Origin of the sequence: Streptomyces sp. NPDC023723 (assembly GCF_040639815.1) — a bacterium.
Taxonomy (GTDB): Bacteria; Actinomycetota; Actinomycetes; order Streptomycetales; family Streptomycetaceae; genus Streptomyces.
This window is the reverse complement of sequence record NZ_JBFAAP010000003.1, coordinates 51,326-74,923: the sequence shown is the minus strand read 5'-3', so window position 1 is coordinate 74,923 and position 23,598 is coordinate 51,326. Positions and strand designations below refer to the sequence as shown.

At 72.1% G+C, this 23,598-nt stretch carries 25 protein-coding genes and 1 pseudogene; 12 read left to right on the top strand and 14 right to left on the bottom strand.

Annotation, left to right across the window (positions count from 1 at the left end; translation table 11 throughout):
- Positions 1–32 precede the first annotated feature (32 nt).
- Together AB0G32_RS05365 and AB0G32_RS05360 are read right to left on the bottom strand one after the other, a co-directional pair.
- A complete protein-coding gene (locus tag AB0G32_RS05365; RefSeq protein ID WP_361158423.1) occupies positions 33–1,019 on the bottom strand; it encodes a phosphotriesterase in 987 nt (328 codons plus the stop codon).
- A 348-nt stretch (positions 1,020–1,367) separates the two neighbouring features.
- Positions 1,368–2,111: a GntR family transcriptional regulator gene (locus AB0G32_RS05360; RefSeq protein WP_361158420.1), complete on the bottom strand. Its 744-nt coding sequence runs from the start codon at positions 2,109–2,111 to the stop codon at positions 1,368–1,370.
- Between the two features lie 219 nt (positions 2,112–2,330).
- Here AB0G32_RS05360 and AB0G32_RS05355 point away from each other — a divergent pair, with 219 nt between their 5' ends.
- Positions 2,331–3,641, top strand: a complete 1,311-nt coding sequence (locus AB0G32_RS05355) for a lanthionine synthetase LanC family protein (RefSeq protein ID WP_361158417.1) — start codon at positions 2,331–2,333, stop codon at positions 3,639–3,641.
- A 151-nt stretch (positions 3,642–3,792) separates the two neighbouring features.
- On the opposite strand, the gene AB0G32_RS05350 is transcribed toward AB0G32_RS05355, so the two are convergent.
- On the bottom strand, positions 3,793–4,557 hold the full coding sequence (locus tag AB0G32_RS05350; RefSeq protein ID WP_361158414.1) for a GntR family transcriptional regulator: 765 nt from the start codon (positions 4,555–4,557) through the stop codon (positions 3,793–3,795).
- 123 nt (positions 4,558–4,680) lie between these two features.
- Here AB0G32_RS05350 and AB0G32_RS05345 point away from each other — a divergent pair.
- A pseudogene (locus AB0G32_RS05345) lies at positions 4,681–5,087 on the top strand (ATP-binding protein).
- Between the two features lie 21 nt (positions 5,088–5,108).
- Here the strand turns inward: AB0G32_RS05345 and AB0G32_RS05340 are convergent.
- Positions 5,109–5,543 carry an ester cyclase gene (locus tag AB0G32_RS05340; protein WP_361158411.1) on the bottom strand — a complete coding sequence of 145 codons (435 nt, stop codon included), beginning with the start codon at positions 5,541–5,543 and terminating at the stop codon, positions 5,109–5,111.
- Positions 5,544–5,584: 41 nt separating this feature from the next.
- A complete protein-coding gene (locus tag AB0G32_RS05335) occupies positions 5,585–6,226 on the bottom strand; it encodes an SRPBCC family protein (RefSeq protein WP_361158408.1) in 642 nt (213 codons plus the stop codon).
- 380 nt (positions 6,227–6,606) lie between these two features.
- Between AB0G32_RS05335 and kdpF the strand changes: the two genes are divergently transcribed.
- From kdpF to AB0G32_RS05315, 4 genes are read left to right on the top strand one after another with little or no spacing between them, the layout of a single operon-like run.
- Positions 6,607–6,696 carry a K(+)-transporting ATPase subunit F gene (gene kdpF / locus AB0G32_RS05330; RefSeq protein WP_361158405.1) on the top strand — a complete coding sequence of 30 codons (90 nt, stop codon included), beginning with the start codon at positions 6,607–6,609 and terminating at the stop codon, positions 6,694–6,696.
- 7 nt (positions 6,697–6,703) lie between these two features.
- Positions 6,704–8,368, top strand: a complete 1,665-nt coding sequence (gene kdpA / locus AB0G32_RS05325) for a potassium-transporting ATPase subunit KdpA (RefSeq protein ID WP_361158402.1) — start codon at positions 6,704–6,706, stop codon at positions 8,366–8,368.
- Positions 8,365–10,512 (top strand): potassium-transporting ATPase subunit KdpB, encoded by a 2,148-nt coding sequence (gene kdpB / locus AB0G32_RS05320; protein WP_361158399.1) that lies wholly within the window; start codon positions 8,365–8,367, stop codon positions 10,510–10,512. The genes kdpA and kdpB overlap by 4 nt, the downstream gene beginning before the upstream one ends.
- 5 nt (positions 10,513–10,517) lie before the next feature.
- Positions 10,518–11,189, top strand: coding sequence for a potassium-transporting ATPase subunit C (locus AB0G32_RS05315; protein WP_361158396.1), 672 nt, complete (start codon positions 10,518–10,520; stop codon positions 11,187–11,189).
- A 16-nt stretch (positions 11,190–11,205) separates the two neighbouring features.
- Here the strand turns inward: AB0G32_RS05315 and AB0G32_RS05310 are convergent, their stop codons facing one another.
- Together AB0G32_RS05310 and AB0G32_RS05305 are read right to left on the bottom strand one after the other, a co-directional pair.
- Positions 11,206–11,967, bottom strand: coding sequence for a polysaccharide deacetylase family protein (locus tag AB0G32_RS05310; RefSeq protein ID WP_361158392.1), 762 nt, complete (start codon positions 11,965–11,967; stop codon positions 11,206–11,208).
- A 197-nt stretch (positions 11,968–12,164) separates the two neighbouring features.
- Entirely contained in the window at positions 12,165–12,896 is a 732-nt protein-coding gene (locus tag AB0G32_RS05305) for a TetR/AcrR family transcriptional regulator (protein WP_361158389.1), read from the bottom strand.
- A gap of 155 nt (positions 12,897–13,051) precedes the next feature.
- Between AB0G32_RS05305 and AB0G32_RS05300 the strand changes: the two genes are divergently transcribed.
- From AB0G32_RS05300 to AB0G32_RS05290, 3 genes are all read left to right on the top strand, one after another.
- Positions 13,052–13,663, top strand: coding sequence for an NAD(P)H-binding protein (locus tag AB0G32_RS05300; RefSeq protein WP_361158386.1), 612 nt, complete (start codon positions 13,052–13,054; stop codon positions 13,661–13,663).
- 111 nt (positions 13,664–13,774) lie between these two features.
- Positions 13,775–14,527: a glucose 1-dehydrogenase gene (locus AB0G32_RS05295; RefSeq protein WP_361158383.1), complete on the top strand. Its 753-nt coding sequence runs from the start codon at positions 13,775–13,777 to the stop codon at positions 14,525–14,527.
- Positions 14,524–15,528 carry an amidohydrolase family protein gene (locus AB0G32_RS05290; protein ID WP_361158380.1) on the top strand — a complete coding sequence of 335 codons (1,005 nt, stop codon included), beginning with the start codon at positions 14,524–14,526 and terminating at the stop codon, positions 15,526–15,528. Before AB0G32_RS05295 ends, AB0G32_RS05290 begins: the two co-directional genes overlap by 4 nt.
- 240 nt (positions 15,529–15,768) lie before the next feature.
- Here the strand turns inward: AB0G32_RS05290 and AB0G32_RS05285 are convergent, their stop codons facing one another.
- On the bottom strand, positions 15,769–15,993 hold the full coding sequence (locus tag AB0G32_RS05285) for a hypothetical protein (protein WP_361159065.1): 225 nt from the start codon (positions 15,991–15,993) through the stop codon (positions 15,769–15,771).
- A 273-nt stretch (positions 15,994–16,266) separates the two neighbouring features.
- On the opposite strand from AB0G32_RS05285, the gene AB0G32_RS05280 reads away from it, so the two are divergent.
- The 3 genes from AB0G32_RS05280 to AB0G32_RS05270 are packed head-to-tail and all read left to right on the top strand — an operon-like array spanning position 16,267 to position 17,614.
- Complete coding sequence (locus AB0G32_RS05280) at positions 16,267–16,857, top strand: DUF5994 family protein (RefSeq protein ID WP_361158377.1); 591 nt, start codon at positions 16,267–16,269, stop codon at positions 16,855–16,857.
- A 5-nt stretch (positions 16,858–16,862) separates the two neighbouring features.
- The gene (locus AB0G32_RS05275) at positions 16,863–17,102 is read left to right on the top strand and encodes a hypothetical protein (protein ID WP_361158374.1); all 240 of its coding nucleotides are present in this window, start codon (positions 16,863–16,865) and stop codon (positions 17,100–17,102) included.
- A 56-nt stretch (positions 17,103–17,158) separates the two neighbouring features.
- Positions 17,159–17,614, top strand: coding sequence for an STAS domain-containing protein (locus tag AB0G32_RS05270; protein ID WP_361158372.1), 456 nt, complete (start codon positions 17,159–17,161; stop codon positions 17,612–17,614).
- On the opposite strand, the gene AB0G32_RS05265 is transcribed toward AB0G32_RS05270, so the two are convergent.
- The 6 genes from AB0G32_RS05265 to AB0G32_RS05240 all read right to left on the bottom strand — a co-directional run bounded on the left by AB0G32_RS05265 (position 17,611) and on the right by AB0G32_RS05240 (position 23,488).
- Positions 17,611–18,651: an acyl-CoA desaturase gene (locus tag AB0G32_RS05265; protein WP_361158369.1), complete on the bottom strand. Its 1,041-nt coding sequence runs from the start codon at positions 18,649–18,651 to the stop codon at positions 17,611–17,613. The genes AB0G32_RS05270 and AB0G32_RS05265 overlap by 4 nt on opposite strands.
- A gap of 61 nt (positions 18,652–18,712) precedes the next feature.
- Positions 18,713–19,072, bottom strand: a complete 360-nt coding sequence (locus tag AB0G32_RS05260) for a DUF5994 family protein (protein ID WP_361159063.1) — start codon at positions 19,070–19,072, stop codon at positions 18,713–18,715.
- A 641-nt stretch (positions 19,073–19,713) separates the two neighbouring features.
- The gene (locus AB0G32_RS05255) at positions 19,714–21,402 is read right to left on the bottom strand and encodes a SpoIIE family protein phosphatase (protein ID WP_361158366.1); all 1,689 of its coding nucleotides are present in this window, start codon (positions 21,400–21,402) and stop codon (positions 19,714–19,716) included.
- Between the two features lie 129 nt (positions 21,403–21,531).
- Positions 21,532–21,759 carry a hypothetical protein gene (locus AB0G32_RS05250; RefSeq protein WP_361158363.1) on the bottom strand — a complete coding sequence of 76 codons (228 nt, stop codon included), beginning with the start codon at positions 21,757–21,759 and terminating at the stop codon, positions 21,532–21,534.
- Between the two features lie 40 nt (positions 21,760–21,799).
- Positions 21,800–22,801 (bottom strand): TerC family protein, encoded by a 1,002-nt coding sequence (locus AB0G32_RS05245; protein WP_361158360.1) that lies wholly within the window; start codon positions 22,799–22,801, stop codon positions 21,800–21,802.
- Between the two features lie 123 nt (positions 22,802–22,924).
- Entirely contained in the window at positions 22,925–23,488 is a 564-nt protein-coding gene (locus AB0G32_RS05240; protein WP_361158358.1) for a DinB family protein, read from the bottom strand.
- Positions 23,489–23,598: the final 110 nt, after the last annotated feature.

Sequence of the window (23,598 nt, the reverse complement as noted above, 5' to 3'; positions counted from 1 at the left end):
CTCACTCACAAAGTTCGGAAGGTCCGGTCCGGTCAGCGCCGGGTCAGCAGGTCGCGCGGGTTGTCGACGAGGATGCGCCGGGCGTCCTCGTCGCTCAGGCCCAGGGACTTGACCAGCGGCACGAACGCCGCGGAGACGTGGCTGTAGGGCAGGTCGTAGGGGGGCAGCCCCTTGGCGACCCCGATCGCGTTGCCGGACAGCAGCACGCGGTCCGCGTGGCCGGCGGCGACGAGTTCGAGTACCAGGGCGGCGCGCTCGCGGTCGGTGACGTGGGCCGGATCGTCGTCCAGTCCCACGTGGTCCAGGGCGACGTAGGCGCCGCGCCGGGCGACGGCGAGCGGGGCGCCGGCCAGCACGGCGTCCGTGCGGTCCAGTCCGCCGACGACGACGCGGCCGGCGGGCAGCTTCTCGTCCAGTACGACGTCCAGGTCGCCGAGCGGGTCGGCGCCGTACCGGACGGACAGCGGGACGCCGGTGGCCAGGGCGGTGCGGGCGGCGCCGCGCAGCAGGCTCTCGTCGGTCGCGGTCAGGCCGGCGCGGGTGGCGGCGGTGGCCACCAGACCCGCGGCGCCCCGGCGCTCGACGCGCGGGACGACCATGCCCTCGGTGATCTCCTTGGTGAACAGATCGGCGAACTTCTCGGCCGGCCAGGGCGTCGGCGGGTTGGTCTGCGGGGTGAGGAAGTAGCCGCCGAGCAGCGCCTCGGGGCCCATGCCGGTGGACGCCACGATGTGCACGCCGGTCGACCGCGAGAGCGCCTCGTACAGCTTCACGTCCCGCCCGTGGAACATGCCGGTGGAGTCGACGACCGTGCCGCCGCCGTGGGCGCGGAAGTCCGTCAGCTTCCTGGCGAGGGTCTCGAAGATCGCGGCCCGGTCCATCGGGATGTCGAAGGCGTGCTCGGCGCCCGGGAGCACGGAGAGCAGGGCCTCGTAGACCGCGACGACTCCGAGGTCGTGGGCCGGAACCGGGCCGAGGACCGTGTCGACGGTGCCGCTCCGGTCGGTGGGTGCCGTCATGGGCACTTCCTTTCGTCGGCGTCAGGCCGCCGCGGCGTGACGCGCGCTGTGGCCCGACGTCCCTTCGGGGGCTCCACAGCGGAGGGCAGTGCACCGGGGGACCTGACGTCAGCCCTGGCGGGCGCGGGTCGTAGTCCACTGCCGTATAGGTGGCTCCTGTAAATATTGATATAATGTAATGTTAAAGTCAAGGGCAGTGAGGTGCCGAATGAGAGGTGCCGAATGAGGTGCCGAATGAGAGGTGCCGAATGAGGTGCCGAATGAGGTGGCGGCTGGGGTGCCGAATGAGGTGACGGCTGAGTTGCCGGATGCGACGACGGATCGCACCCGCCGCTGGTCACCCGTCGGTCATCCGCTGGTGACGAACCGGTACTTGAACTCCTCCGCGCGGTGCACCGCGGACCGCCAGCCCGCCGGCAGGCCGCCGGTCGTGTAGAAGGTCGTCTCGATGACGAGCAGCGGACTGCCCTCCCGCACCCCCAGCGTCGCCGCCTGCTCGGCGGTCGCCGCCGTCGCCCAGGCCTCGTGCTCGGCCCGGTCGAGGGTGATGCCGAAGCCGCGCTCCAGCAACTGGAAGGCGGAGCCCTTGTCCTCCAGCTCGGCGGCGGTCGGGCCGAACTCCTCCGGCGCCCGGATGTACACCGACGCCTCCACCAGCGGCTCGCCCTCCGCCAGGATCAGCCGGGTGAAGTGCAGCAGCCGCTCGCCGCTCTCGATCCCGAGGCGGTGCCGGATCCGGGCCGGCGGCTCGGTCCGCTCGATGCCGGTCACCCGGGAGGCGGGGTGCAGCCCGCTGTCGTAGAGGTACTCGTACAACTGTCCGGGCTTCACGTCGGCGGGCCGCCGCACCCGGGCGCCGGGGACCGGGAAGGTGCCCTTGCCCTGCCGCCGGTAGACGTACCCCTCGTCCACCAGCTCCTTCAGCGCCTGCCGGATGGGCGCCCGGCTGACCCCGAACCGGTCCAGCAACTGGGCCTCGGTCATCGGCGTCCGGGGATCGGCGCCGCCGCCGGTGATCTCGGCCCGCAGGATGTCCTTGATCTGCCGGTACAGGGGGACCCCGGACGAGAGGTCGAGTTCGCCGTTCGCCATGAGTCCTGGACCTGACCTTCCGCGTCTGTCTCGGGCCGCCGCCTGATCTTGGCATTAGATCATTTGGCATTACATTCTACGGACGGACGGACGGACGGCCGGCAGGGGAGGAGCGTACCTTCCCGTCCTCCGGCCGCGAGGGGGCGGCGGGACGAAGCGAGGCCGCACCTTGGACCGTCCGTCCCTGGGCGGCCCGGAAGGTCGTGCGAGCCTGGGACCATGACGGCGGCGGTGCACACCACGGACAGGACGGCCGACGAGGCCGAGGCGCTCGCGGTGGACGGGCTGCGATGGTTGACGGGGGCGGCGCGGGACACCTCCGGCGGCGGTCTGACCTGGTCGGACAGCGCTACGGGCGACGAGGTGAACCCGACGCTGTACAGCGGAACGGCCGGCGTCGTCCCCGTACTCCTGGAGGCGTGGCGGCACTTCGGCGACGACGCCTACGCCGACACCGCCCTGCGCGCGTCCCGCAGCCTCGCGGACTCCGTCGACGGCTTCGACGACGACTCCCTCTACTTCGGCCGCACCGGGATCGGCGTCGCCCTGCGGGCCGTGGGCGACGACCTCGGCGACACGGCCGCCGGTGCCGCCGCCGACCGTGTGCCCGGCCTCGTACGGTCCCGTTTCGACGGGACGCGGTGGGGCGAACTGTTCGAGCTGATGGGAGGCAACGCCGGCATCGGCCTCGGCGCGCTCCAGTATGGCGACGCCGAACTGGCCGTGCTGGCCCTGGAGCCGTATCTGCGCACGGCGGAACCGACCTCGGCGGGCGTGCGGTGGGCCCACCGGCCGGGCACCGACGCCCGACTGCACCACATCTCGCACGGCACGCTGGGCATCGTCCTGGCACTGGCCAGGGTCGGCCATGACACCGGCCGTACGGACCTGCTCGAACTCGCCCTGGCCGGCGCGGCGGACTTCGTGGCGCGCGACGAAGCGGGCCCCGAGGGACTCCTGGTACGGCACTCCACTCCGCAGCACCGCCCGGATGTGGTCGAGCCCATCAGCTACGGCTGGTGCCACGGTCCGGCCGGTGACGCGCAGGTCTTCCGGCTGCTGCGGGACGTCACCGCCGACCCGCGCTGGTCCGCCCTCGCCGACCGCTGCTGGCACACGGTCACCCACTCCGGCCTGCCCCGACGGCTGCGCCCCGGCTTCTGGGACAACAACGGCCGCTGCTGCGGGACCGCGGGCGTCCTGGCCCTGGCCTGCGACCGCATCGCCGAGCAGCGGTCCCCGTCCGGCGGCGGGGCCGGTGACGACGACGCCAACGCCTTCGCCCACGTCCTCGTCACCGACCTCGCGACCCGCGCGCTGCGGGACGCCGAGGGCGCCCGGTGGTCCAACTTCGACCACCGGGCCACCCCGGGCACCGGCGACCTCGAACCCCACGCCGGCTGGGCGATGGGCAACGCGGGCATCGTCCGCGAACTCCTCCGCTTCGTCCGGCTGAACCGCGGCGGCGATCCCCGGTACGCGTTCACGTGGCCGGACCAGCCGCAGGTCTCCAGCTCGCGGGCGCGGTAACTCGCGGTCGCGGTAGCTCGCGGGAGTGTGGTGAAGGTGGGTGCTGACGTACGCGGGAGGAGCGGAACCCGGTCCGGTCTCAACCGCGCTTCCCCTCGCGCCCCGGTCCGCGCCCCTCGCACCCGCACGTCGCGATTGCTGGGAGCGGTGGTCAGCGGCTCGCGTCGAAGTCGTACTCCAGGACGTACGAGGCGGCGTCCAGCGTCATCTCGTTGACCTCGACGGGGCGGCCCTCGGCTGTGAAGGCGGTGCGGTGGATGAGGATGACGGGGGTACCGGCGGACACGTCCAACTGCGCGGCTTCGTCCTGCGACGGCATGCGCGAGCGGATCTCCTCCCGGAAGTGCACGGGCTCGTGGCCGAGTTCGGCGAGCCTGGCGTACGTGCCGCCCGGTCCGGTGTCCTCCTGGGTGATCGCTGATCCGGCGACCAGAGCGGCGGGGAGGTAACTCGTCGCGAGGAGCACCGGTTTGCCGTCCAGCACGAAGCGCCGGCGCCGCACGCAGGTCGTCTCCTCGCCGTCCAGGTTCAGGACCGCGCCGATGCGGGCGGGCGCCGCCTCCTCGGTCACGGTGATCCGGTCGACCTCGAGCTCCCGGTCGTCGATGTCCGCCGACCAGATGGAACGTCCGTTGCCCCACTGGTCGTGGCCCAGCCGCTGGATGCCCCGGCGGCGGAGCGGGCGGAACTCCCGGACGAACACGCCGGCGCCCTTGCGGGCTTCGGCGACACCTTCGTCCCGCAGGACGCTCAGCGCCTGCCGGGCTGTCATACGGGCCACGCCGTACGTGGCCATGAGGTCGTTCTCGCCCGGAAGCCGGTCACCGGGACCGTACTGGCCCGACTGGATCGCCTCGCGCAAGGAGTCCGCGATCCGCTGGTATTTGGGCCGACGGTCGCCGTCGGTAGTGGCCATTCCGGAACCCTCCTCGCTTCTCTAGACACCTTAGGCCATAGGTCGGGCGCCCGCTCGCTGCGTGTAGCCGCACGGGACTGCCCCAAGGGGCAGACCCGTGAGGAGTCACCTCGGTTGGGGGCGATGGCCCTGTGGCCGGCCCGGAGTCCGTCCCCCGGGCCCGGCACTGGTTCCGGCGGTTCATTGCCCCGTACCGGCCGCTCTGCTCGGTCGACGACTGCGTGCTGATGGTCTCGGAGTTGGTGACCAACGCGGTCCTCCACGGACGGTCGGACGAGACGTGGCTCGTACGGGTCGAGTGGTATCGAGAGGGGACCGTGCTGCGTGTGGAGGTGCACAACCCGGGCCTCCCCGCGTCGGTGTGCCCGCGCCGACCGGACGCCGACGACACACACGGACGCGGACTGCTGCTGGTCGCCTCCCTCGCCGCTTACTGGCATTGCGGCCCGAGCCGTTACGGGGGAACGGTCGTCTCCTTCGCGATGACCGATGCCTGGCCTCCCGAGCCCGGGTGTCCGGCAGCCCTCTGACACGGACCGGGCCGCGGGCGGTCAGATCGCCTTGAGCTGCCTGAGCATGTGCAGGGAGTCGGAGTTCAGCCAGTACTCGGTGAACCGGCCGTCCCGGATGCGGAGTGTGTCGGTGCCGGTGAAGGTGACCGTGGTGCCGGGGGCGGCCTCGGCGCCGGGGAAGCCGCCGCCGTAGGTGCCGGTCGCCGTCCAGCGTACGGACAGGCGGTCGTCGTCGAACAGCGGCGGGACGTCGATGGCGAACTTCAGGTCCGGGAAGACCGCGCGGCCCTCGCTCACGAAGGCCACCAGGCCGTCGACGCCCTGGATGGCGGCACTGTCGCCGCCGGCGGCGAGGACGGTATGGATGCGGAAGTCGTCCGCGACCAGGCCGGGGGCCAGGGCGACGTCGCCGTTCCAGAGGGCGAGCCAGGTGTCGAGCATGGCGGTCGGGGTGGGGGTCCGGTCTGTGGTCATGGGAGTGCCTCGGCAGTCGGTCGGTTCGGATGGCGGGCGGGTCAGCAGGAGGTGCGGGCCTCGGCGGCGGCCTTGAGGTCCGTCAGCCAGACTTCGAGACCCGCGCCCAGTGCCTGGGTCGAGAGGTCGACGTCGGCCTCGGCCTGGTCGCCGGTCCAGGTCTCCTCGGTGCGGACGAGGGTGCCGCCCTTGACCTTGGTGAACGTCCACACGTGGGTGCCCTCGTCGATGTTGATGGCGTCGCTGTTCGCGGGGCCGGTCCAGCGGACGCACTTGTCGCGCTGGAGCTGCTGGACGGTGGAGGTGACGGTGAGGGTGGTGGCGGGCGTCACGGGGGTCGCGGCCACCGGGGTGGTCCAGCGGAAGGACGAACCGGGGCGCAGGCGGCCGGAGTCCAGGCGCTCGCTGGTGGCGACGGCGTCCTGCCAGGACGGCCACTGTTCCACGTCGGTCTGGGTCTTGAAGACGGTGCTCGGCGACGCGTGGATCAGGATCTCGGAGCCATAGCGCACCAGGGCGTCCGGGTCGGTGCCCTGTCCCCGGCACTCGACGGCGGCGTCGGCGGGACGGCCGGTGTGCGCCTGGGCGGGGGCGGCGGTGGCCGCGAGGACGCTGCCGGCCGCGGCGAGGGAGAGGGTGAGAGCTGCGAGGTGCGTACCGAGGCGGGAGCGGGTGGCAGTCATGGGACGGTTTCCTTCCGAAGCGGGGCGAGCGGGGCCCGAACGCCTGATTCCTCGTCGCCCGGGTCGGCCTTACGTGTGTAAGGCTACGGCTGTGAAGGCGGGTGTCACAAGGGGCTACGGTCGTAAACTTGCGTTTGTTAGTTCACGGTCCGCCAGGCACGACCGGAGCGCCGTCGTAAGAGAAGCGTCAAAGGTGCTCGCGCCGCCGTAAGGGAGCCATCAACGACGGTACGAATCCGGCCAGAGAGGGGCTTTCCTCGACGTGGCAGATTCTTCTCCGGACCTCACTAGGAGCTCGCGATGGCCGACCTGGCCTTCGTCGTCACCACGATCGCGGTGTTCACGCTCGTGGCTCTCGTCGCCAAGGGGGTGACGAAGCTGTGACCGCCGAGAACATCATCGGCCTGCTCGTGGCCGTCGCCCTGCTGGGCTATCTCGCCCTCGCCCTGATCTACCCGGAGAGGTTCTGAGCAGCACATGAGCCCCGTCCTCGCCGGCGTGCTCCAGCTGCTCGCGCTCATCGCCGCGCTGGCGCTCGCCTACGTCCCCCTCGGCAATTACCTGGCCAAGGTCTACTCCTCGCCCAAGCACCTGCGGATCGAGAAGTGGATCTACAAGGGCATCGGTGCCGACCCCGACACGGAGATGCGCTGGCCCGCCTACCTGCGCGGGGTCCTCGCCTTCTCCCTCGCCGGTGTCCTCTTCCTCTACCTGCTCCAGCGGCTCCAGGGCGTGCTGCCCGGCTCGCTGGGCTTCGCCTCGATCGACCCGGACCAGGCGTTCAACACCGCCGTTTCCTTCGTGACCAACACCAACTGGCAGTCGTACTACGGCGAACAGGCGATGGGCCACGTCGTGCAGACCGCCGGTCTGGCGGTGCAGAACTTCGTCTCGGCGGCCGTCGGCATCGCCGTCGCCGTGGCCCTCGTCCGAGGGTTCGCCCGGTCCCGCACCGGGGAGCTGGGCAACTTCTGGGCCGACCTGGTGCGCGGAGTGGTCCGTGTCCTGGTGCCGATCGCGGCGGTCGCGGCCGTGGTGCTGGTGGCGTGCGGAGTGATCCAGAACTTCTCCGGTATCCACGAGGTCGGCCAGTTCATGGGCGGCTCGCAGGAGTGGAACGGCGGCGCGGTCGCCTCCCAGGAGGCCATCAAGGAGCTGGGCACCAACGGCGGCGGCTACTTCAACGCCAACTCCGCCCACCCCTTCGAGAACCCGACCCCCTTCACCAACCTCTTCGAGGTCTTCCTGATCCTGCTCATCCCCTTCGCCCTGACCCGCGCCTTCGGGCTCATGGTCGGCTCGGTCAAGCAGGGCTACGCGATCCTCGCGACGATGGCCGGCATCTGGATCGCCTTCACCGGCCTGATGATGTGGACCGAGTTCGCCCACCACGGCCCGGCGCTGGAACTCGCGGGCGGGTCGATGGAGGGCAAGGAGACCCGCTTCGGCATCGGCGGCTCCTCGATCTTCGCGGTGGCGACCACCCTGACCTCGACCGGCGCGGTGGACTCGTTCCACTCCTCGTACACCGGGCTGGGCGGCGGCATCACCATGCTCGGCATGATGCTGGGCGAGATCGCGCCCGGCGGCACCGGCTCGGGCCTGTACGGCATGCTGGTCATGGCGGTCATCGCGGTGTTCATCGCCGGTCTGATGGTCGGCCGCACGCCCGAGTACCTGGGCAAGAAGATCGGCACCCGCGAGATCAAGTTCGCCGCCTGCTACATCCTCATCACCCCCGCGCTGGTCCTGGTCCTCACCGCGTGCGCGATGGCGCTGCCCACCCCGGGCGACTCGATGACCAACAGCGGGGCGCACGGGTTCTCCGAGATCCTCTACGCCTACACCTCCGCGTCGAACAACAACGGATCGGCCTTCGCCGGTCTGAACGCCGACACCCAGTGGTTCAACACCACCCTCGGCCTCGCCATGCTGCTGGGCCGCTTCCTGCCGATGGTGTTCGTCCTGGCGCTCGCCGGTTCACTGGCCGAACAGAAGCCGGTGCCGGTCACCGCGGGCACCCTGCGCACCGAGAAGCCCCTGTTCACCGGGTTGCTGGTGGGCGCTGTCCTGATCGTCACCGGTCTCACCTACTTCCCGGCCCTGGCCCTGGGCCCGCTCGCGGAGGGACTGGCGGCATGACCTCCCACACAGACACCCACACCGACACCCACGACACCCACACCGACACCGACACCGATACGCACCAGCACGAGGACGTCGTGTCCACAGCCACCCCCACCGGGCAGCAGCCCGCCCCGGCCCGCGTAGGCGCCGGCCTGTTCGACCCGAAGCAGCTCGTCAAGTCGCTGCCGGACGCCTTCCGCAAGCTCGACCCGCGGGTGATGGTGAAGTCGCCGGTCATGTTCGTGGTGCTGGTCGGCTCCGTGCTGACCACGGGTTTCGCCTGCACCGACCCCGGCGACTGGTTCGGCTGGACGATCAGCGCCTGGCTCTGGCTGACCGTGCTCTTCGCCAACCTGGCGGAGGCGGTCGCCGAGGGCCGCGGCAAGGCGCAGGCCGACACCCTGCGCAAGGCCAAGACCGACACGGTCGCCACCCGGGTCGACGGCAGCACGGTCCCCGGTACCGAACTGAGCGTCGGTGACCTGGTCGTCTGCGAGGCCGGAGACGTCATCCCCGGGGACGGGGACGTCGTCGAGGGCGTCGCGTCGGTCGACGAGTCGGCGATCACCGGTGAGTCGGCGCCGGTCATCCGGGAGTCCGGCGGTGACCGGTCCGCCGTCACCGGCGGCACCAAGGTGCTCTCCGACCGCATCGTCATCAGGATCACCACCAAGCCCGGCGAGACCTTCATCGACCGGATGATCGGCCTGGTGGAGGGCGCGGCCCGGCAGAAGACGCCCAACGAGATCGCCCTGAACATCCTGCTGGCCTCGCTGACCATCGTCTTCCTGCTGGCCTGCGCCACCCTGCCGCCGTTCGCGGACTACGCCGGCACCCATCTGACGATGGTCGTGCTGGTGGCGCTGCTGGTCTGCCTGATCCCGACCACCATCGGCGCGCTGCTCTCCGCGATCGGCATCGCGGGCATGGACCGGCTGGTGCAGCGCAATGTGCTGGCCATGTCGGGCCGCGCGGTCGAGGCCGCCGGTGACGTGTCCACCCTGCTGCTGGACAAGACCGGCACCATCACCCTCGGCAACCGGCAGGCGGCCGAGTTCGTCCCCGTGCGCGGGACCACCGAGGCCGAACTGGCGGACGCCGCCCAGCTCTCGTCGCTGGCCGACGAGACCCCCGAGGGCCGCTCCGTCGTCGTCCTCGCCAAGGAGAAGTACGGGCTGCGCGAGCGGCACCAGGGCGAGCTGGCCGGCGCCGCGTGGATCGAGTTCACCGCGCAGACCCGGATGTCCGGCGTGGACGTGGCCGGCCGCAAGGTCCGCAAGGGCGCGGCCGGTTCGGTCCTCGCCTGGGTCGAGGAGCGCGGCGGCCCGGTGGCCGGGGACGCGGACGCGACCGTGGCCCGGATCTCCGAGGCGGGCGGCACCCCGCTGCTCGTCGCCGTCGAGGACGCGGCCGGGGCCCGTGTCCTCGGGGTCATCCACCTCAAGGACGTCGTCAAGGACGGCATGCGCGCCCGGTTCGAGGAACTGCGCCGCATGGGCATCAAGACCGTCATGATCACCGGCGACAACCCGCTGACCGCGAAGGCGATCGCGGACGAGGCCGGCGTCGACGACTTCCTCGCGGAGGCCACCCCCGAGGACAAGATGGCCCTGATCAAACGGGAGCAGGCCGGCGGCAAGCTGGTCGCGATGACCGGCGACGGCACCAATGACGCCCCGGCGCTCGCCCAGGCCGACGTCGGCGTGGCGATGAACACCGGTACGTCGGCCGCCAAAGAGGCCGGCAACATGGTCGACCTCGACTCCGACCCGACCAAGCTGATCGAGATAGTCGAGATCGGCAAGCAACTGCTGATCACCCGGGGCGCGCTGACCACGTTCTCCATCGCCAACGACGTCGCCAAGTACTTCGCGATCATCCCGGCGCTGTTCGCGGCCGTCTATCCGGGCCTGGACAAGCTCAACATCATGGGCCTGTCCTCGCCGGACTCCGCGATCCTGTCCGCCGTCGTCTTCAACGCGCTGATCATCGTCGCGCTCGTCCCGCTGGCCCTCAAGGGGGTGCGGTACCGGCCGGTCAGCGCGGACCGGCTGCTGCGCCGCAACCTCGCGGTCTACGGGCTGGGCGGGCTGATCGCCCCGTTCGTCGGCATCAAAGTCATCGACCTGATCGTCTCGCTCATCCCCGGGATCGGCTGAAGGACATGAACACCTCCATCACCAGCACCGCCCGGCTGCTCGGGGCGGGCCTGCGCGCCCTCCTCGTGCTGACCGTCGTCACCGGCATCGTCTACCCCTTGGTGATCACCGGCATCGCCCAGGGCCTGTTCCCCGGCCGGGCGAACGGCTCCGAGATCGAGGCGGCGGACGGCCGGGTGGCCGGCTCGTCACTGATCGGGCAGGCGTACCAACTGCCGCTCAAGGACGGCCAGGAGACCCCCGAGCCGGACCTCAAGTGGTTCCAGGGGCGCCCGGCGAACGGCCTCGGCAGCAACAGCGTCAACACCCAGTACGACCTGATCCTGTCCGGCGCGACCAACCGCTCCGCCGACAACGCGGAACTGGTCCAGTGGGTGAAGGCCGCCAAGGCCGCCGTCGTCAAGGACAACTCCGTGCCCGGCTACACCGTCAGGCCCGCCGACATACCCGCCGACGCGGTCACCTCCTCCGGCTCCGGCCTGGACCCGGACATCTCCCCCGAGTACGCGGAACTCCAGGTCCACCGCGTCGCCGAGAAGAACGGACTGGCCCTGGCCCGGGTCGAGAAACTCGTCGACGAGCACACCGAGGGCCGCACCCTCGGCTTCCTCGGCGACCCCCGGGTCAACGTGCTCGAACTGAACCTCTCCCTCAAGGAACTCGCGGCCGACGACTGACCGGCCGGGGCGGGGCTCAGCGCACGGGGAAGCCGAAGGAGTAGCCCTGTTCCTTGAGCCAGGGCAGGACCCGGCGCAGAGCCTCGACGGTCTGGGCGCGGTCGCCGCCGGCGTCGTGGAAGAGGAGCGTCGGGCCGTTGGGGAGTTCGCGCTCGACGGTGGAGACGATGGCGTCGGTGCCCGGCAGTTCCCAGTCCCGGGTGTCCACGTTCCAGCCGAGCGGACGCATGCCCTCGGACGCGGCGAGCTTGCGGCTGTAGGGGGTGAAGGCGCCGCCGGGGGCCCGGTAGTACATCGGCCGTACGCCCCCGGACGCCTTGGTGATCATGCGTTCGGCGTCGAGGATCTCCTTGGCCTGGTAGGACTCGGACTTCTGGTCCATGGCGGTGTCGTGCGACACCGTGTGGTCGCACAGCCGGTGCCCGGCCGCGACGACCTTCCGCACCAGGTCCGGGTGGGCCTCGGCCTGCGTCCCCACCATGCAGAAGGTGGCCTTCACCCCGTACTCGTCCAGCAGGTCGAGGACCTGCGGGGTCCATACGGGGTCCGGGCCGTCGTCGATGGTGATGTTGACGCCGCGGGTGCCCTGGTCGGAGGCGTGCGCGATGGACACGGCGACCGGCTTGACCACGCTCTTCTGCGGGGCGGACGCCGTCGTCCTGTGGGGCGAGCCGGCCTGCGCGGTCCACATCGACGCGCCGACGGTCAGCAGCGTCACTCCGAGCGCCGCCCCGACGACCTTGCCGTACCAGCCCCGTCCGCCGTTGTGCCGTGCCATGTCCGCCCCGCTTTCACGCAGTTGCCCGTCGTCCCTCGTTCGCGTCGGGATCACTGGGCAGGACGGTGGCCGGTGGCCGGGGGATGCGTCCGTTACCGATCACGGACGATCCCGGGGGAGTTCGCGGACAACCCGGCGGACAACCGGGCGGACAACCCGGCGGACAACCCGGCGGGTCAGGCGGTCGGCACGGCGGGTCAGGCGGTCGGCACGGGAGGAGGGCCGGCGCTCCCCGGGCCGTCCCCGGGGCCGGGCAGCAGCGCCGCGATCTGTGCGGCCGGCCGGCCGGTGTGCAGGCCGACCAGGTCGGCGATCAGGTCGTCCAGGGGTGGCCAGGGCATGTTCCCGTGGTCGTTGTAGAGGCTGACCAGGCCGTGCAGCGCGGTCCAGAGCATGAGGCCGGCCTGCCACTGCCGGGCCGGCGAGGGCTGCCGCCGCTCCCCCTCCGCGGCGGCCGCCAGGGCGGCAACGACCGCCTCGAGCAGTTCCGCCCCGCCGCCGTGCGCCGACCCGGGGACGAGGTCGTCCGGCATCCGCCCGCCGAACAGGGTGCGGTAGTGGCCGGGCTGGCCGACCCCCCAGCGCACGTACGCCGTGCAGCGGGCGACGAGTTCGGCGAGCGGGTCCGCGGCGGACCGCGCGGCCCGGTCCATCAGCTGGGCCAGTTCGTCGTAGCGCAGCCGCAGTACGTGCTGGATCAGCGCGCTCAGGTCGGGAAAGTGGCTGTAGATGCTGGCCGGCGCCACGCCGACCTCCCGCGCGACCTGCCGCAGGGTCAGCGTCTCCGGCTGCTCCAGGGTGGCCAGCAGCCGTGCCGCGGCGTCCACGAGCTGGGCCTTGAGCAGCTGTCCCTGCCCTCGCGGGTTGCGGCGCCGCGGAGCGGACCGCTTCCCGGGCGACGCCTCCGGCGGGTCCGACGCGTCCGACATCTTCGCCCCTTCTGACCAGTGCGAACGGTTCGACAACAGATGTTCACCGTACAGGGAGCCGTCGCCTCGGCCGTCGCCTCGGCCCCGCCTTGACGTCCGTAACCAACGGTTGTTTACTTAAGTAACCAACAGTTGTTCAGTCAAGGGGAATGATCATGCGCATCGCCATACTCGGAGCATCGGGACGGACCGGCGGCACGCTGCTGGGCCAGGCGCTGGAGCGAGGCCACGAGGTGGTGGCCCTGGTCCGGACGCCGGCCAAGGTCACGGTGCCCGCGCCGAGCCGGGTCGAGGTCCGGCAGGCGGACGTCACCGTGGAGCGGAACTTCCCCGGCCTCGGTGACGTCGACGTGGCCGTCTCGGCCATCGGCATCGGCAAGGGCGACGGGCCGGGCGCGCTGGTCGCCGGGGCCCGGGCGCTCGCGGCGGCGGACGTGCGCACGGTGTGGCTCGGCGCGCTGGGCGCCGGCGTGTCGAGCCGGTCGGGCGGGCTGATCTACGCCGGGGTGATGCGGATGTTCGTCGGCAGGGAACTGGCCGAGAAGGCGGAGGCCGACCAGATCGCCCTGGCCGCCGGCGCCACGGTGTTCCACGCCCCGGACGTCACCGACGGCCCGCTCAGCCCCACCCGCCGCACCGTGCCGCTGGCAGAGCTGCGCCGCCCCCTGCTGCCGCCCCGCATCTCCCGGACCACGCTGGCGTCCCTGCTGCTGGACGAGGCGGAGGCGGGCAGGCACGGCGCCGGGATCGTCGTACCCCTGAGCTAGGCCCCTGAGCTAGGGCCCCTGAGCTAGAGCCCCTGAGTCAGGGCCTGTTGCCGCACGCGTGGCCACCGCAGTAACCACATCGAGATCCCACATCGAGATCCAGAGGTCATCATGAACGCATTCGTGGGGAAAGCCGCACTCGTCACAGGCGCCGGAAGCGGTATCGGCCGCGCGACGGCCATCGAACTGGCCCGGCAGGGCGCCGCCGTCACGGTCACCGACATCGACGAGGCCACGGCCGCCGAGACCACCGAGACGATCAGGAAGGACGGCGGCCGGGCCCAGGCGCTCCGCGTCGACATCGCCGACGAGGACGACGTGCGGACGGCCGTCGAGCGCACGGTCGCGGCCTACGGCGGTCTCGACCTCGCCGTGAACAACGCCGGCCTGGACTCGCACCACCGCAGGCTGGACGAGCTGCCCCCGGCCGAGTTCGAGCGCGTCGTCCACGTCAACCTGACCGGCACCTTCCTGTGCATGAAGCACGAACTGCCCGCGCTGCGCACCCGCGGCGGCGGCGCGATCGTCAACGTGGCCTCCAACGGCGGTCTGTACGCGATCCCCACCGCCCCCGCCTACGTGGCCGCCAAGCACGGCGTCGTCGGCCTCACCAAGGCCGCCGCCGTGGACTACGCGCCGCAGGGCATCCGGGTCAACGCCGTCTGCCCGGGCCCGACCCGCACCCCCGGCTTCGAACGGGTGGCGGCCGGCACCGACATGATCGCGTTGCAGTCGGCGACGACTCCGCTCGGCCGGATGGCCACCTCCGAGGAGGCCGCCGCGGCCGCGGTCTGGCTCGGCTCGGACGCCGCGTCCTATGTCACCGGGATCGCGCTGTCGGTCGACGGCGGGCGCCGGGCATGAGGATCGTCGCGGTCGAGGAGCACCTGGCCACCGAGGCGTTCCTGCGCGTCGCGCACGGCCTGGACGTCGGGCCGGGCGACGCGACCGAGATGCACGGCATGCGCACGATGGAGCGCACGCCCGCGTTCCGTACCCGGCTGGTCGACCTCGACGCCCGGCTGCGGGAGATGGACGCGCTCGGCCAGGACATGGCGGTACTGAGCCTGAATCCGCCCGGTGTGCAGCCGTACCCGGCGGCCGACGCGGTGCCGCTGGCCCGGGACTTCAACGACGCGCTGGCCGCGATCGTACGGCGGCACCCGGACCGTTTCGGCGCACTGGCCGCGGTGGCACCACAGGACCCGGCCGCCGCGGCCGCCGAGATCGAACGGGCGACGGGCCCGCTCGGCCTCCACGGCATCATGATCAACTCACACACCGGCGGCCGCTACCTGGACGAGCCGGAGTTCGCTCCGCTGCTGACGGCGGCCGAGGCGAGCCGGGCGCCGGTCTATCTGCACCCACGGGTGCCGAGCATGCTGGCGCCCTACCGCCCATACGGGCTGCCCGGGGCGATCTGGGGCTACCAGGCCGAGGCCGGCCTGCACGCCATGCGGCTGATCCTGAGCGGCACGCTGGACCGCCACCCGGATCTGACCCTCGTCCTCGGCCACCTCGGCGAGGGCATTCCGTACTGGCTGCGCCGCATCGACAACCGGCACGCGTTCGCCACCGCCACGGCCGGCGCGGCGACGCCGATGCCGCGGCTGGCACTGACACCGAGCGAGTACTTCCGCCGCAACTTCGTGCTCACCACGAGCGGCATCGACGACCCGGACGTACTGAACCTGGCCCTGCGCGCGGTGGGCGAGGACCGCGTGATGTTCGCGATCGACTCCCCGTACGAGGACGCGCGGGCGGCCGTCGACTTCCTGCGGAACACCCCGCTGACCGAGACCCGCCGCACGGCCATCGCCCACCGCACGGCCGAGCGGGTGTTCACCCTCGCCGCGGCCCGCTGACCGGGCCACCCGGGCACCCCCCGTTCCCCGAGGAGCGCGTCGCGGAGCGGACCACCGGCTTCACGGAGCCGATGAGCCCGCGACTGCCGCCGCACCCGCGGCACTGACGGGCCTTGCCGGTACGGACGGGCCCTGACGGTACGGACGGGCACTGCCTGAGCGCGATCAAGCGCGCCGTCCGGTCAACGGAAACGGTCGGCCGATCCCGGAGCGAGGCGCGCCGCCCGCGCGGGCACCCGCTCAGCGGCTGGACTCCAGCCACGAGCGGGCCGGTTCCTCCACCCGGGTGGTGTCCACGGTGAGTTCGAGACGGGTCCCGCCCTCGTCGCCGGCGGGGAAGCTGCGCTGCTCGGCCGCGGCGAAGCTGTGGCGGAGGACCTCCGCCACCCGCCGGGCGACCTCGGGCGACGCGGCGACGATCTGGACCTCGGCGTACCCGGCGGCGGGTGCTTCCTGGGACGTCATGACGACCTCGCTGTGCGGCACGAACGGAGTGCCGACCACTCTACGCGGCCCGCGCCGCCGAGCCCCCCCGGGCGACCGGGACGACGTCCGAACGCGCGGTCGGCCCGGGGCACCGGGGTCGCACGGACGTCGGCCGCACGGCCCGCTCGGACGTCGCGAGGAGTAGGCTCGAAGTACCGAGGGCATTCCGCGTACGGGCATTCGCGCCCGTGTCGTTCCCGGTGATCGACTACGCCGGGCCGGCTCCGGCCCGCCCGGGGCAGGGTCCGCGTCATGACTGCGACCGTCTTCCGCCCGATGCCGTCCGAAGTCCGACTCCCCGCCGCTCCCGTGCGTCTGTCGCTCGCCCCCGCCGGTTCGTCGCCGCTCCTGCTGGACGGCGCCTGGTGGCCGCACTCGCGTGATCTCGCCGCCGAACTGCCCGCCCTTGCGTCCGTGCTCGATCCGCTGTGGGGACGGATCACCCGGGTCACGGTGAATCCCGTCCGGTGGCCGGACGTCCCGCGCAAGGTGTCCGTCGCCGGACACGTGGTGAAGGTGGGCTGGTTCCGCTTCGAACAGGACGCGCACGAACTCCTGCTGCTCTCCTACCACCTGGGCCGCTGGAACCTGCTGGTGGTTCCCCCGCACACGCCGTCCGCCGAGGCCGCCTGGCTGATGGCCGCCGGGAGCGATCCGCACCGCGCCGTGACCGCGAGCCGGCTGCTGGCGGAGGCCGGGCACCGGTCGGCGACCGCGGCGGCCGACCGCACCGGCGAAGCGGCCTGGGAGTCCGAAGGGGGACGGGCGGCCGGTGCTCCGGTCGTCCCGCCGAGAGACCGAGTGGTGACCGCGGCGCCCGCGGACCGGGCGGAAAGGGTGTGAGGACGATGGAGCTCCTCGTGACGGTGATCGTGCTGCTGGCGGTGGTCGCGGCAGGCGTGTTCCTCATCCACCGGCTCAACTCTCAGCACGGCGCCCGGATCGCCTCCTTCCACTACGGCCGCTACGGCGCGGTCGTACCGGACCGGAAACCCACTGCCGGGCAGCCGTCGGGCCGCCGGGACCACCGGGCCGGCGGACGCGGCCGGCTGCGCCCCCGGCGCCGTACCCACCAGAAGCCGGTGTGAACCCGGCCCGGCTCGCCCTGCGGAGTGCCGCCGAGGGACCCACCGGGGGAGATGTCGTGCCTCCTGCGCGGTTCGGTGTCCAGCAGCACAACCGCGGCTCGCGGGCCGAGTTCACCGTCGTGGGCGACATAGACCTGACCACGGTGTCGCTCGTGCGCTCCGCGCTGGCCCGGTGCCCGCGCGGACTCACCCGTACCGTCGACGTCGACCTGACGGCGGTCGGCTTCTGCGACGTCAGCGCGCTGAACGCCTTCCTCGAAGCCGCGGAGAACCTCGGCCGGACCGGAGCGGTCCTGCGCCTGCACCACCCGCCGAGCTCGCTGGTCCGGGTCATCGACATCACCGGCTCCGGTCGCCTGCTGGGTCCCCCTGCCCCGCGCCCGGCCGGAGCGGGGCAGGGGGAGAACCGGCGGGGGCAGAGCCGGCGGGGGCAGAGCGGGCGGGGGGAAATCCCCGCCCCCGCGGTCGGAGCCGAGCCGGCCCGCCGGTCGCGGCCCGGCGTCCGGTCCTAGGCCCGGGCGCCGGGCTGCCGGAGCGGCGCGCCGGCCCGGTGCAGGCTGGCGAGCGCCAGCCGGTACGAGGCGATCAGCCCGGTCTCCGTGTAGTCGACGCCCAGCTCCCGGCAGTAGCGCCGGACGATGGCGCGGGCCTTGCGCAGGTTGGGGCTGGGCATGCTCGGGAACAGGTGGTGTTCGATCTGGTGGTTCAGCCCGCCGAGCGCGAGGTCGGTGAACCGGCCGCCGTTGACATTGCGGGAGGTGAGCACCTGGCGGCGCAGGAAGTCCGGGCGGTCGTCGGCCGACAGGATCGGCATGCCCTTGTGGTTGGGGGCGAAGACGGAACCGAGGTAGACGCCGAACAGGCACTGGTGGACGGCGAGGAAGGCGATCGCCATGCCGGGCGGCAGGACCAGGAACAGGGCGGCCAGGTAGAGCGCGCAGTGCGCGAACAGCAGGGCCGCGTCGAGCGTCCGGTTCTTGAGCCGGCGGTTGGCGACCGCCCGGCCGCTGGACACATGCAGGTTGAAGCCCTCCAGCGTGAGCAGCGGGAAGAACAGGAACGCCTGCCGGCGGCCGAGCAGCCGGGGCAGTCCGGTGGCGGCGCGGGCCTGGTCCGGGGTCCAGACGAGCAGGTCGGGGCCGATGTCGGGGTCGAGGTCCACGGTGTTGGGGTTGGCGTGGTGACGGGTGTGCTTGTCCTGCCACCAGCCGTAGCTCATGCCGATCGACGCGCCGGCGATCCGTCCGGACACCTCGCTGGCCCGGCGGCGGCGGAACACCTGCCGGTGCGCCATGTCATGGGCGACCAGCGCCACTTGCCCGTACAGGACGGCCAGGAAGGCGGCGACCGCCAGCGTCCACCAGGAGGGGCCGACGAGGACGAACGCGGTCCAGCCGATGGCGTAGAGGCCGGTCACCGCGGTGATCCGTAACGTGTAGTAGCCGGGGCGGCGCCCCAGCAGTCCGGCGTCCGTGATCTTCCGCGACAGCCGGGCGAAGTCGCTGCCGGAGGTGTCGGAACGCGCGGCGGGGGTGCTGACAGCGGTCATGGCGGGGGGACTCTCTGCGAAGCGGGCGGATGACTGGGAGGGGTCCGCGAGGGGGGCGGTTTCAGGCTCCCCCGTCGGGGCCGGCCGCGGGGTCGTCCAGCGCGGCGGCCATGAGGGACTCGGCGGCTTCCTCCGTCGTGTCCGGCGCAACGACCAGCAGGTCCCAGCGGCCGTGGCCGGGCGCGAGAAGGACGACGGTGTCCGGCGCGGCGACGGACTTGTGCAGGCGCACGACTTGATTGGCGACGAACATGCGTCCCGGCGCCGCGGACCAGGCCGTGGCGTTCACGGTGACACCGGTGACGTGTCCCCAAGCGGTCGGCAGCGCGGCGAGCAGCAACGGGAGCTGGGTCAGCAGGTCGCGGGAGTACGGCCACCACACTCCGTCCAGCCGGCGCGGCAGCACGCCGCGGGGTGCGATACGCAGGCGCAGGAGGGGCAGGCCGGCTGGTGCGGCCGGCGTGAGAGAGGCGGGTGAGGTGACTGGGGCGGTCGATGTGGCCGATGTGTCCGGTGCGGCGGGTGCGGCGGGTGTGGCCGACGCGGTGGATGTGGCCGATGCGGTGGATGTGGCTGGTGTGGCCGGTGTGTCCGGTGCGGTGGGTGTGGCTGGTGTGGCGGGTGTCGTGGTGAGCACGGGGCTTCTCTCTGAAGACGAGGGCCGGCGGTCGCGTACGGGGGTCGTGTACGGCGGTCCGGACGGGTGTGGCGCGCGGTCGGTGCGGGCCCGGGAGCGGACCAGGGGGTCGGGCTTCGGGCCGAGGCGATTGAGGAGGCCGGCGGCCGTCGCCGGTCTCCGGGACCGCGGGAGTGCCGGTGCGAGCGATGCCGGGGACCGGACGACTGCGGCGTACGCGACTCGGCGCGGGAACCGTCCCGGATGATGAGCCGCCGGTGAACGCCGGGGGTGGAGCCGGTCCGCCACCGGCGTGCCTGATGCCCTCGGTGACTCCAGCTTACTCTCCGGCCCGTAAAAGCGGCGTGACGGTCCGTCACCGGCCCGGGCCTCGGACAACCGCGCGCCGTTCCCCGCCTGCTCGTGTCCCCGCCCAGGGGCCCGGCTCAGCGCGGTGGCAGCCGCAGGGCGAGCAGGGCGATGTCGTCGGTGCTGCCGGGCGGGACGCGGGCGAGGATCTCGCCGCACAGCGTGTCCAGCGGTTCGTGGGCGAGCGCGAGGGCGTGCCGGCGCAGCCGGTCCAGGCCGGTGTCGAGGTGGCTGCCCGGTGTCTCGACGAGCCCGTCGGTGTACAGCAGCAGGGTGGAGCCGGGCGCCAGCGGGTGGGTGGCGTTCGGCCGGCCCGCGGCGGCGGCGGAACCGGTGCCGAGGAGCAGTCCTTGGCCGGTTTCCAGGTAGCGCGCCGTTCGGTCCGGGGAGAGGAGCAGCGGAGGCAGGTGTCCCGCGCTGGTCCAGTGCAGCGTCCAGGGTCCCGTGTCCGGGTCGCCCTCGACCCGGGCCAGGATCAGGGTGGCCATCGGAACGGTGGTGATGACGGGCATGGCGGCGTCCAGCCGGTCGACGACGGCGCCGGGCGGCCCGGTGTGGTCCCAGGCCAGTGAGCGCAGGATGCCGTGCAGTTGGGCCATGCCGGCCGCCGCGGTCAGGTCATGGCCCACGACGTCACCGATGACCAGGGCGAGCGCGCCGTCCTTCAGCGCGAAGGCGTCGTACCAGTCCCCGCCGACCTGCGAGCCGGCCGGGGCGGGCTGGTAGCGGGCGGCCAGCCGGAGCCGGCCGGGCCGGGGCAGCGGGGTGAGCAGGTTGCGCTGCATGGCCTCGGCGACGGCGCGCTGACGGCCGTAGCGGCGGGTGTTGTCGATGACCACGCCGACCCGGCGGCCGACGTCACCCACCGCCAGCAGGTCGCCGTCGTCGAAGGGATGCGCCGGGTCGGTGCGCACCACCGTCAGCGCGCCGGTGATCCGGTCGTCGGCGCCGAGCGGCACCGTGACGGCGGAGGTGGCGCCCACGACCCTCAGGAAGCCGTTGTGCAGAGCGGCCAGCGGGGCACGTTCGGCGGCCGGCGGGACGGCCGTCACCCGTCTCTCGAGTACCGATTCGCCACCGGTCAGCACCCGGCTCAGCGGGGAGTCGTCGACCTCACCGGGCCGCGGCGTGGGGGTGTGCCGGCCCTCGAACCCGGCGTGCCGTCCCTCCGGGCCGGTCACCGCCACGCGGTGGACCGCTCCGGAACCGGTGCGCAGATCCACCGCCGCCCAGTCGGCGAGGCGGGGCACCAGCAGGCGCACCAGGCGGGCCAGGGCCTCGTCGGTCTCCAGGGTCTGCCCCAGTACGTCCGTGATCTCGGCAACCAGGGACAGCCGCTCGTTGAGGTCCTCCAGGGCGCGCGTGCGTGCCGTTCGCTCCCGGTGGACGCGGCGGTCCCCGGTGGCATCCGTGAACAGCAGCGCCATGCCCCGGACGGAGCCGCCCTCGGCCAGCGGAGAGGCGGTCCAGGAGACCGGCAGCAGGCGGCCGTCGCCGCGCACGTACGTCCCGCCCTCGCCGCGCGCCCCGCTGCCCTCGGCCAGCGCGTGCAGCAGGGGGCACCGGTCGCGCGGCACCTCGCCGCCGTCCGGGTCCCGGTGCAGCAGGTCGTGCGCGTCCGCGCCGCGCAGCGCCGCAGCCGGGCGGCCGAGCAGCCGCTCGGCCGCCGGGTTGGCGGCGGTGATCCGTCCGGCCGGGTCCAGCACCATCAGGGCCGCGTCCAGCTGTTCGACGACCTGTCGCCAGAACCCCGGTCCGGGCGTCACCCCCGGCCGTCCGCCGTCTCCCGCCGCACCACGCACCGGTCCCTCCAGCCCGCCCGCCTGCCCGCGGTCCTCGGTACGGGCCCGCTCACAGGGTGAACGGGGGTGATCGTAGCGTGACGGGGAGTGCCGTCAGACCCGGTTCTGACCGTGCGGCTGGGGAGCGCTCCGGGTGTCTCCGCGGTGCTCCGCGCCCCGCAGGTGCTCCGGGCAGTCGGGGGTGTGGCAGCGGCCGGGCTTCCACAGGGGGACGAAGACTCCCATCGTCTTGTGCCGCGTGACTTCCGCGGCCACGTAGTTCTGGCAGACCGGGCAGACCCGGCCCGCCTGCGGCGCGCTTGCGTGTAGTCGCTTACCCATATGTCAATAATATTCTCTTTACCAATATATGAGGCTTTTATTAGCTACCGTTCCCGTTCCCGTTGCCGTTTCTATCCCCGTCCTGGTCCTTTGCGGCTGTTGTCCCGGACGGGTCGGGGTGCCGGATGCTCAGTACGACGGACGCGGCCAGGACCACGACGATGACGGCCAGGCTGACGGGCGACGGGATCTCCGGGATGTCGCTGCTGAACAGCTTGTGGGACGCCTGGAGGATCAGCTTCACGCCGATGAAGGCAAGGATCAGCGCCAGACCCTTGCTGAGGTAGTGGAACCGGTCCAGCAGCCCGGCGAGCAGGAAATACAGGGCCCGCAGGCCGAGGATGGCGAACGCGTTGCTGGTGTACACGATGAAGGCGTCGTCGCTGACCGCCAGCACGGCGGGCACGCTGTCCACGGCGAAGACCAGGTCGGCCGCCTCGATCGCGGCGACGACGGCGAGCAGCGGGGTGGCGACCCGCTTGCCGGCTTCCTTCACGAAGAACTTCGTCCCGGCGTACTCGTCCCGGACGGGCACCACCTTGCGCAGCAGCCGTACGGCGATGCTCCGGCCCGGGTCGAAGCTCTCGTCCTTCCCCGTGAGGATCTTGTAGGTGCTGTAGAAGAGGATGGCCGCGAAGACGAAGAGCACCGCGGTGAACCGGCTGACCACCGCCACACCGGCGGCGAGGAAGAGCCCTCGGAACACCAGCGCGCCCATGACGCCGAAGAACAGCACGCGGTGCTGGTAGGCGCGCGGCACCTTGAAGTAGGAGAAGATCAGCGCGAAGACGAACAGGTTGTCGACCGACAGGCTCTTCTCCAGCAGCCACGCCGTGGTGTACTCCACCCCTGGCGTCGTGCCCAGCACCAGGAAGACGACCGCGCCGAAGACGAGGGCGAGACCGACCCACACGGCGCTCCACGCGGCGGCCTCCTTGAACCCGATGACGTGGGCGTCCCGGTGTGCCAGCAGGTCCACGGTCAGCGACACGATCACGGTGACGGCGAACACCGACCACAACCAGAACGGCACATCGAGCACGGCGGACCCCTCACGAGGGCTGGTGTGAAAATTCGCCTCTGCGAAGATTGTGGCTCAGGAGTGCGGGCTTGTCGTCCGCACCGGGCCGGGGGCCGCCCTCCTCCCGGTCGTCCTTGTGCCCGCCTACCCCATGCTCTTGGCGCCGTCGAGGGACTCGCGGATGATGTCGGCGTGACCGGCGTGCTGGGCGGTCTCGGCGACGATGTGCAGCAGGACCCGGCGGGCCGACCACCGCGTACCGGGTTCGTTCCACGGGGACTTCGGCAGCGGCCAGGAGGCGTCCAGATCGGGCAGGGTGGCCACCAGTTCGTCGGTACGGCGGGCCACCTCCGCGTAGTCGGCCAGCACCCCGGCCAGTGTCTCCCCGGGCAGCAGCCGGAACCCGTCCTGCCGGCGCGCCCAGTCGGCCTCGGTCATGGCCGTGAAGTCCGGCATGACCGAGGGGCCGTGCAGGATGAAGTCGCCCCAGCCTCGTTCGACCTCCGTGACGTGCTTGATCAGGCCGCCCAGACACAGCTCGCCGGCGGTGGTCCGCAGCCGGGCCTGCTCGTCGGTGAGGTCACGGGCGGGGAAGCGCAGGAAGTGCCGCTGCTTGGCCAGTGCCTCCAGCAGGTCGGCGCGCTCCCCACTGGCAGCCGGGCGCTCGCCCAGGTCGGGTCCGCCGGCGGTCGACTCGTCGCTACTCATGATCTTCGCCTCTCGATGGTCCTGCTCCGTCGGTCAGGACCACGTTAGGGACGATCTAGGCCAGGTCTTGTCCTACTGCCCGCGCAACCCGGAGTACCGGCCATTCCGCC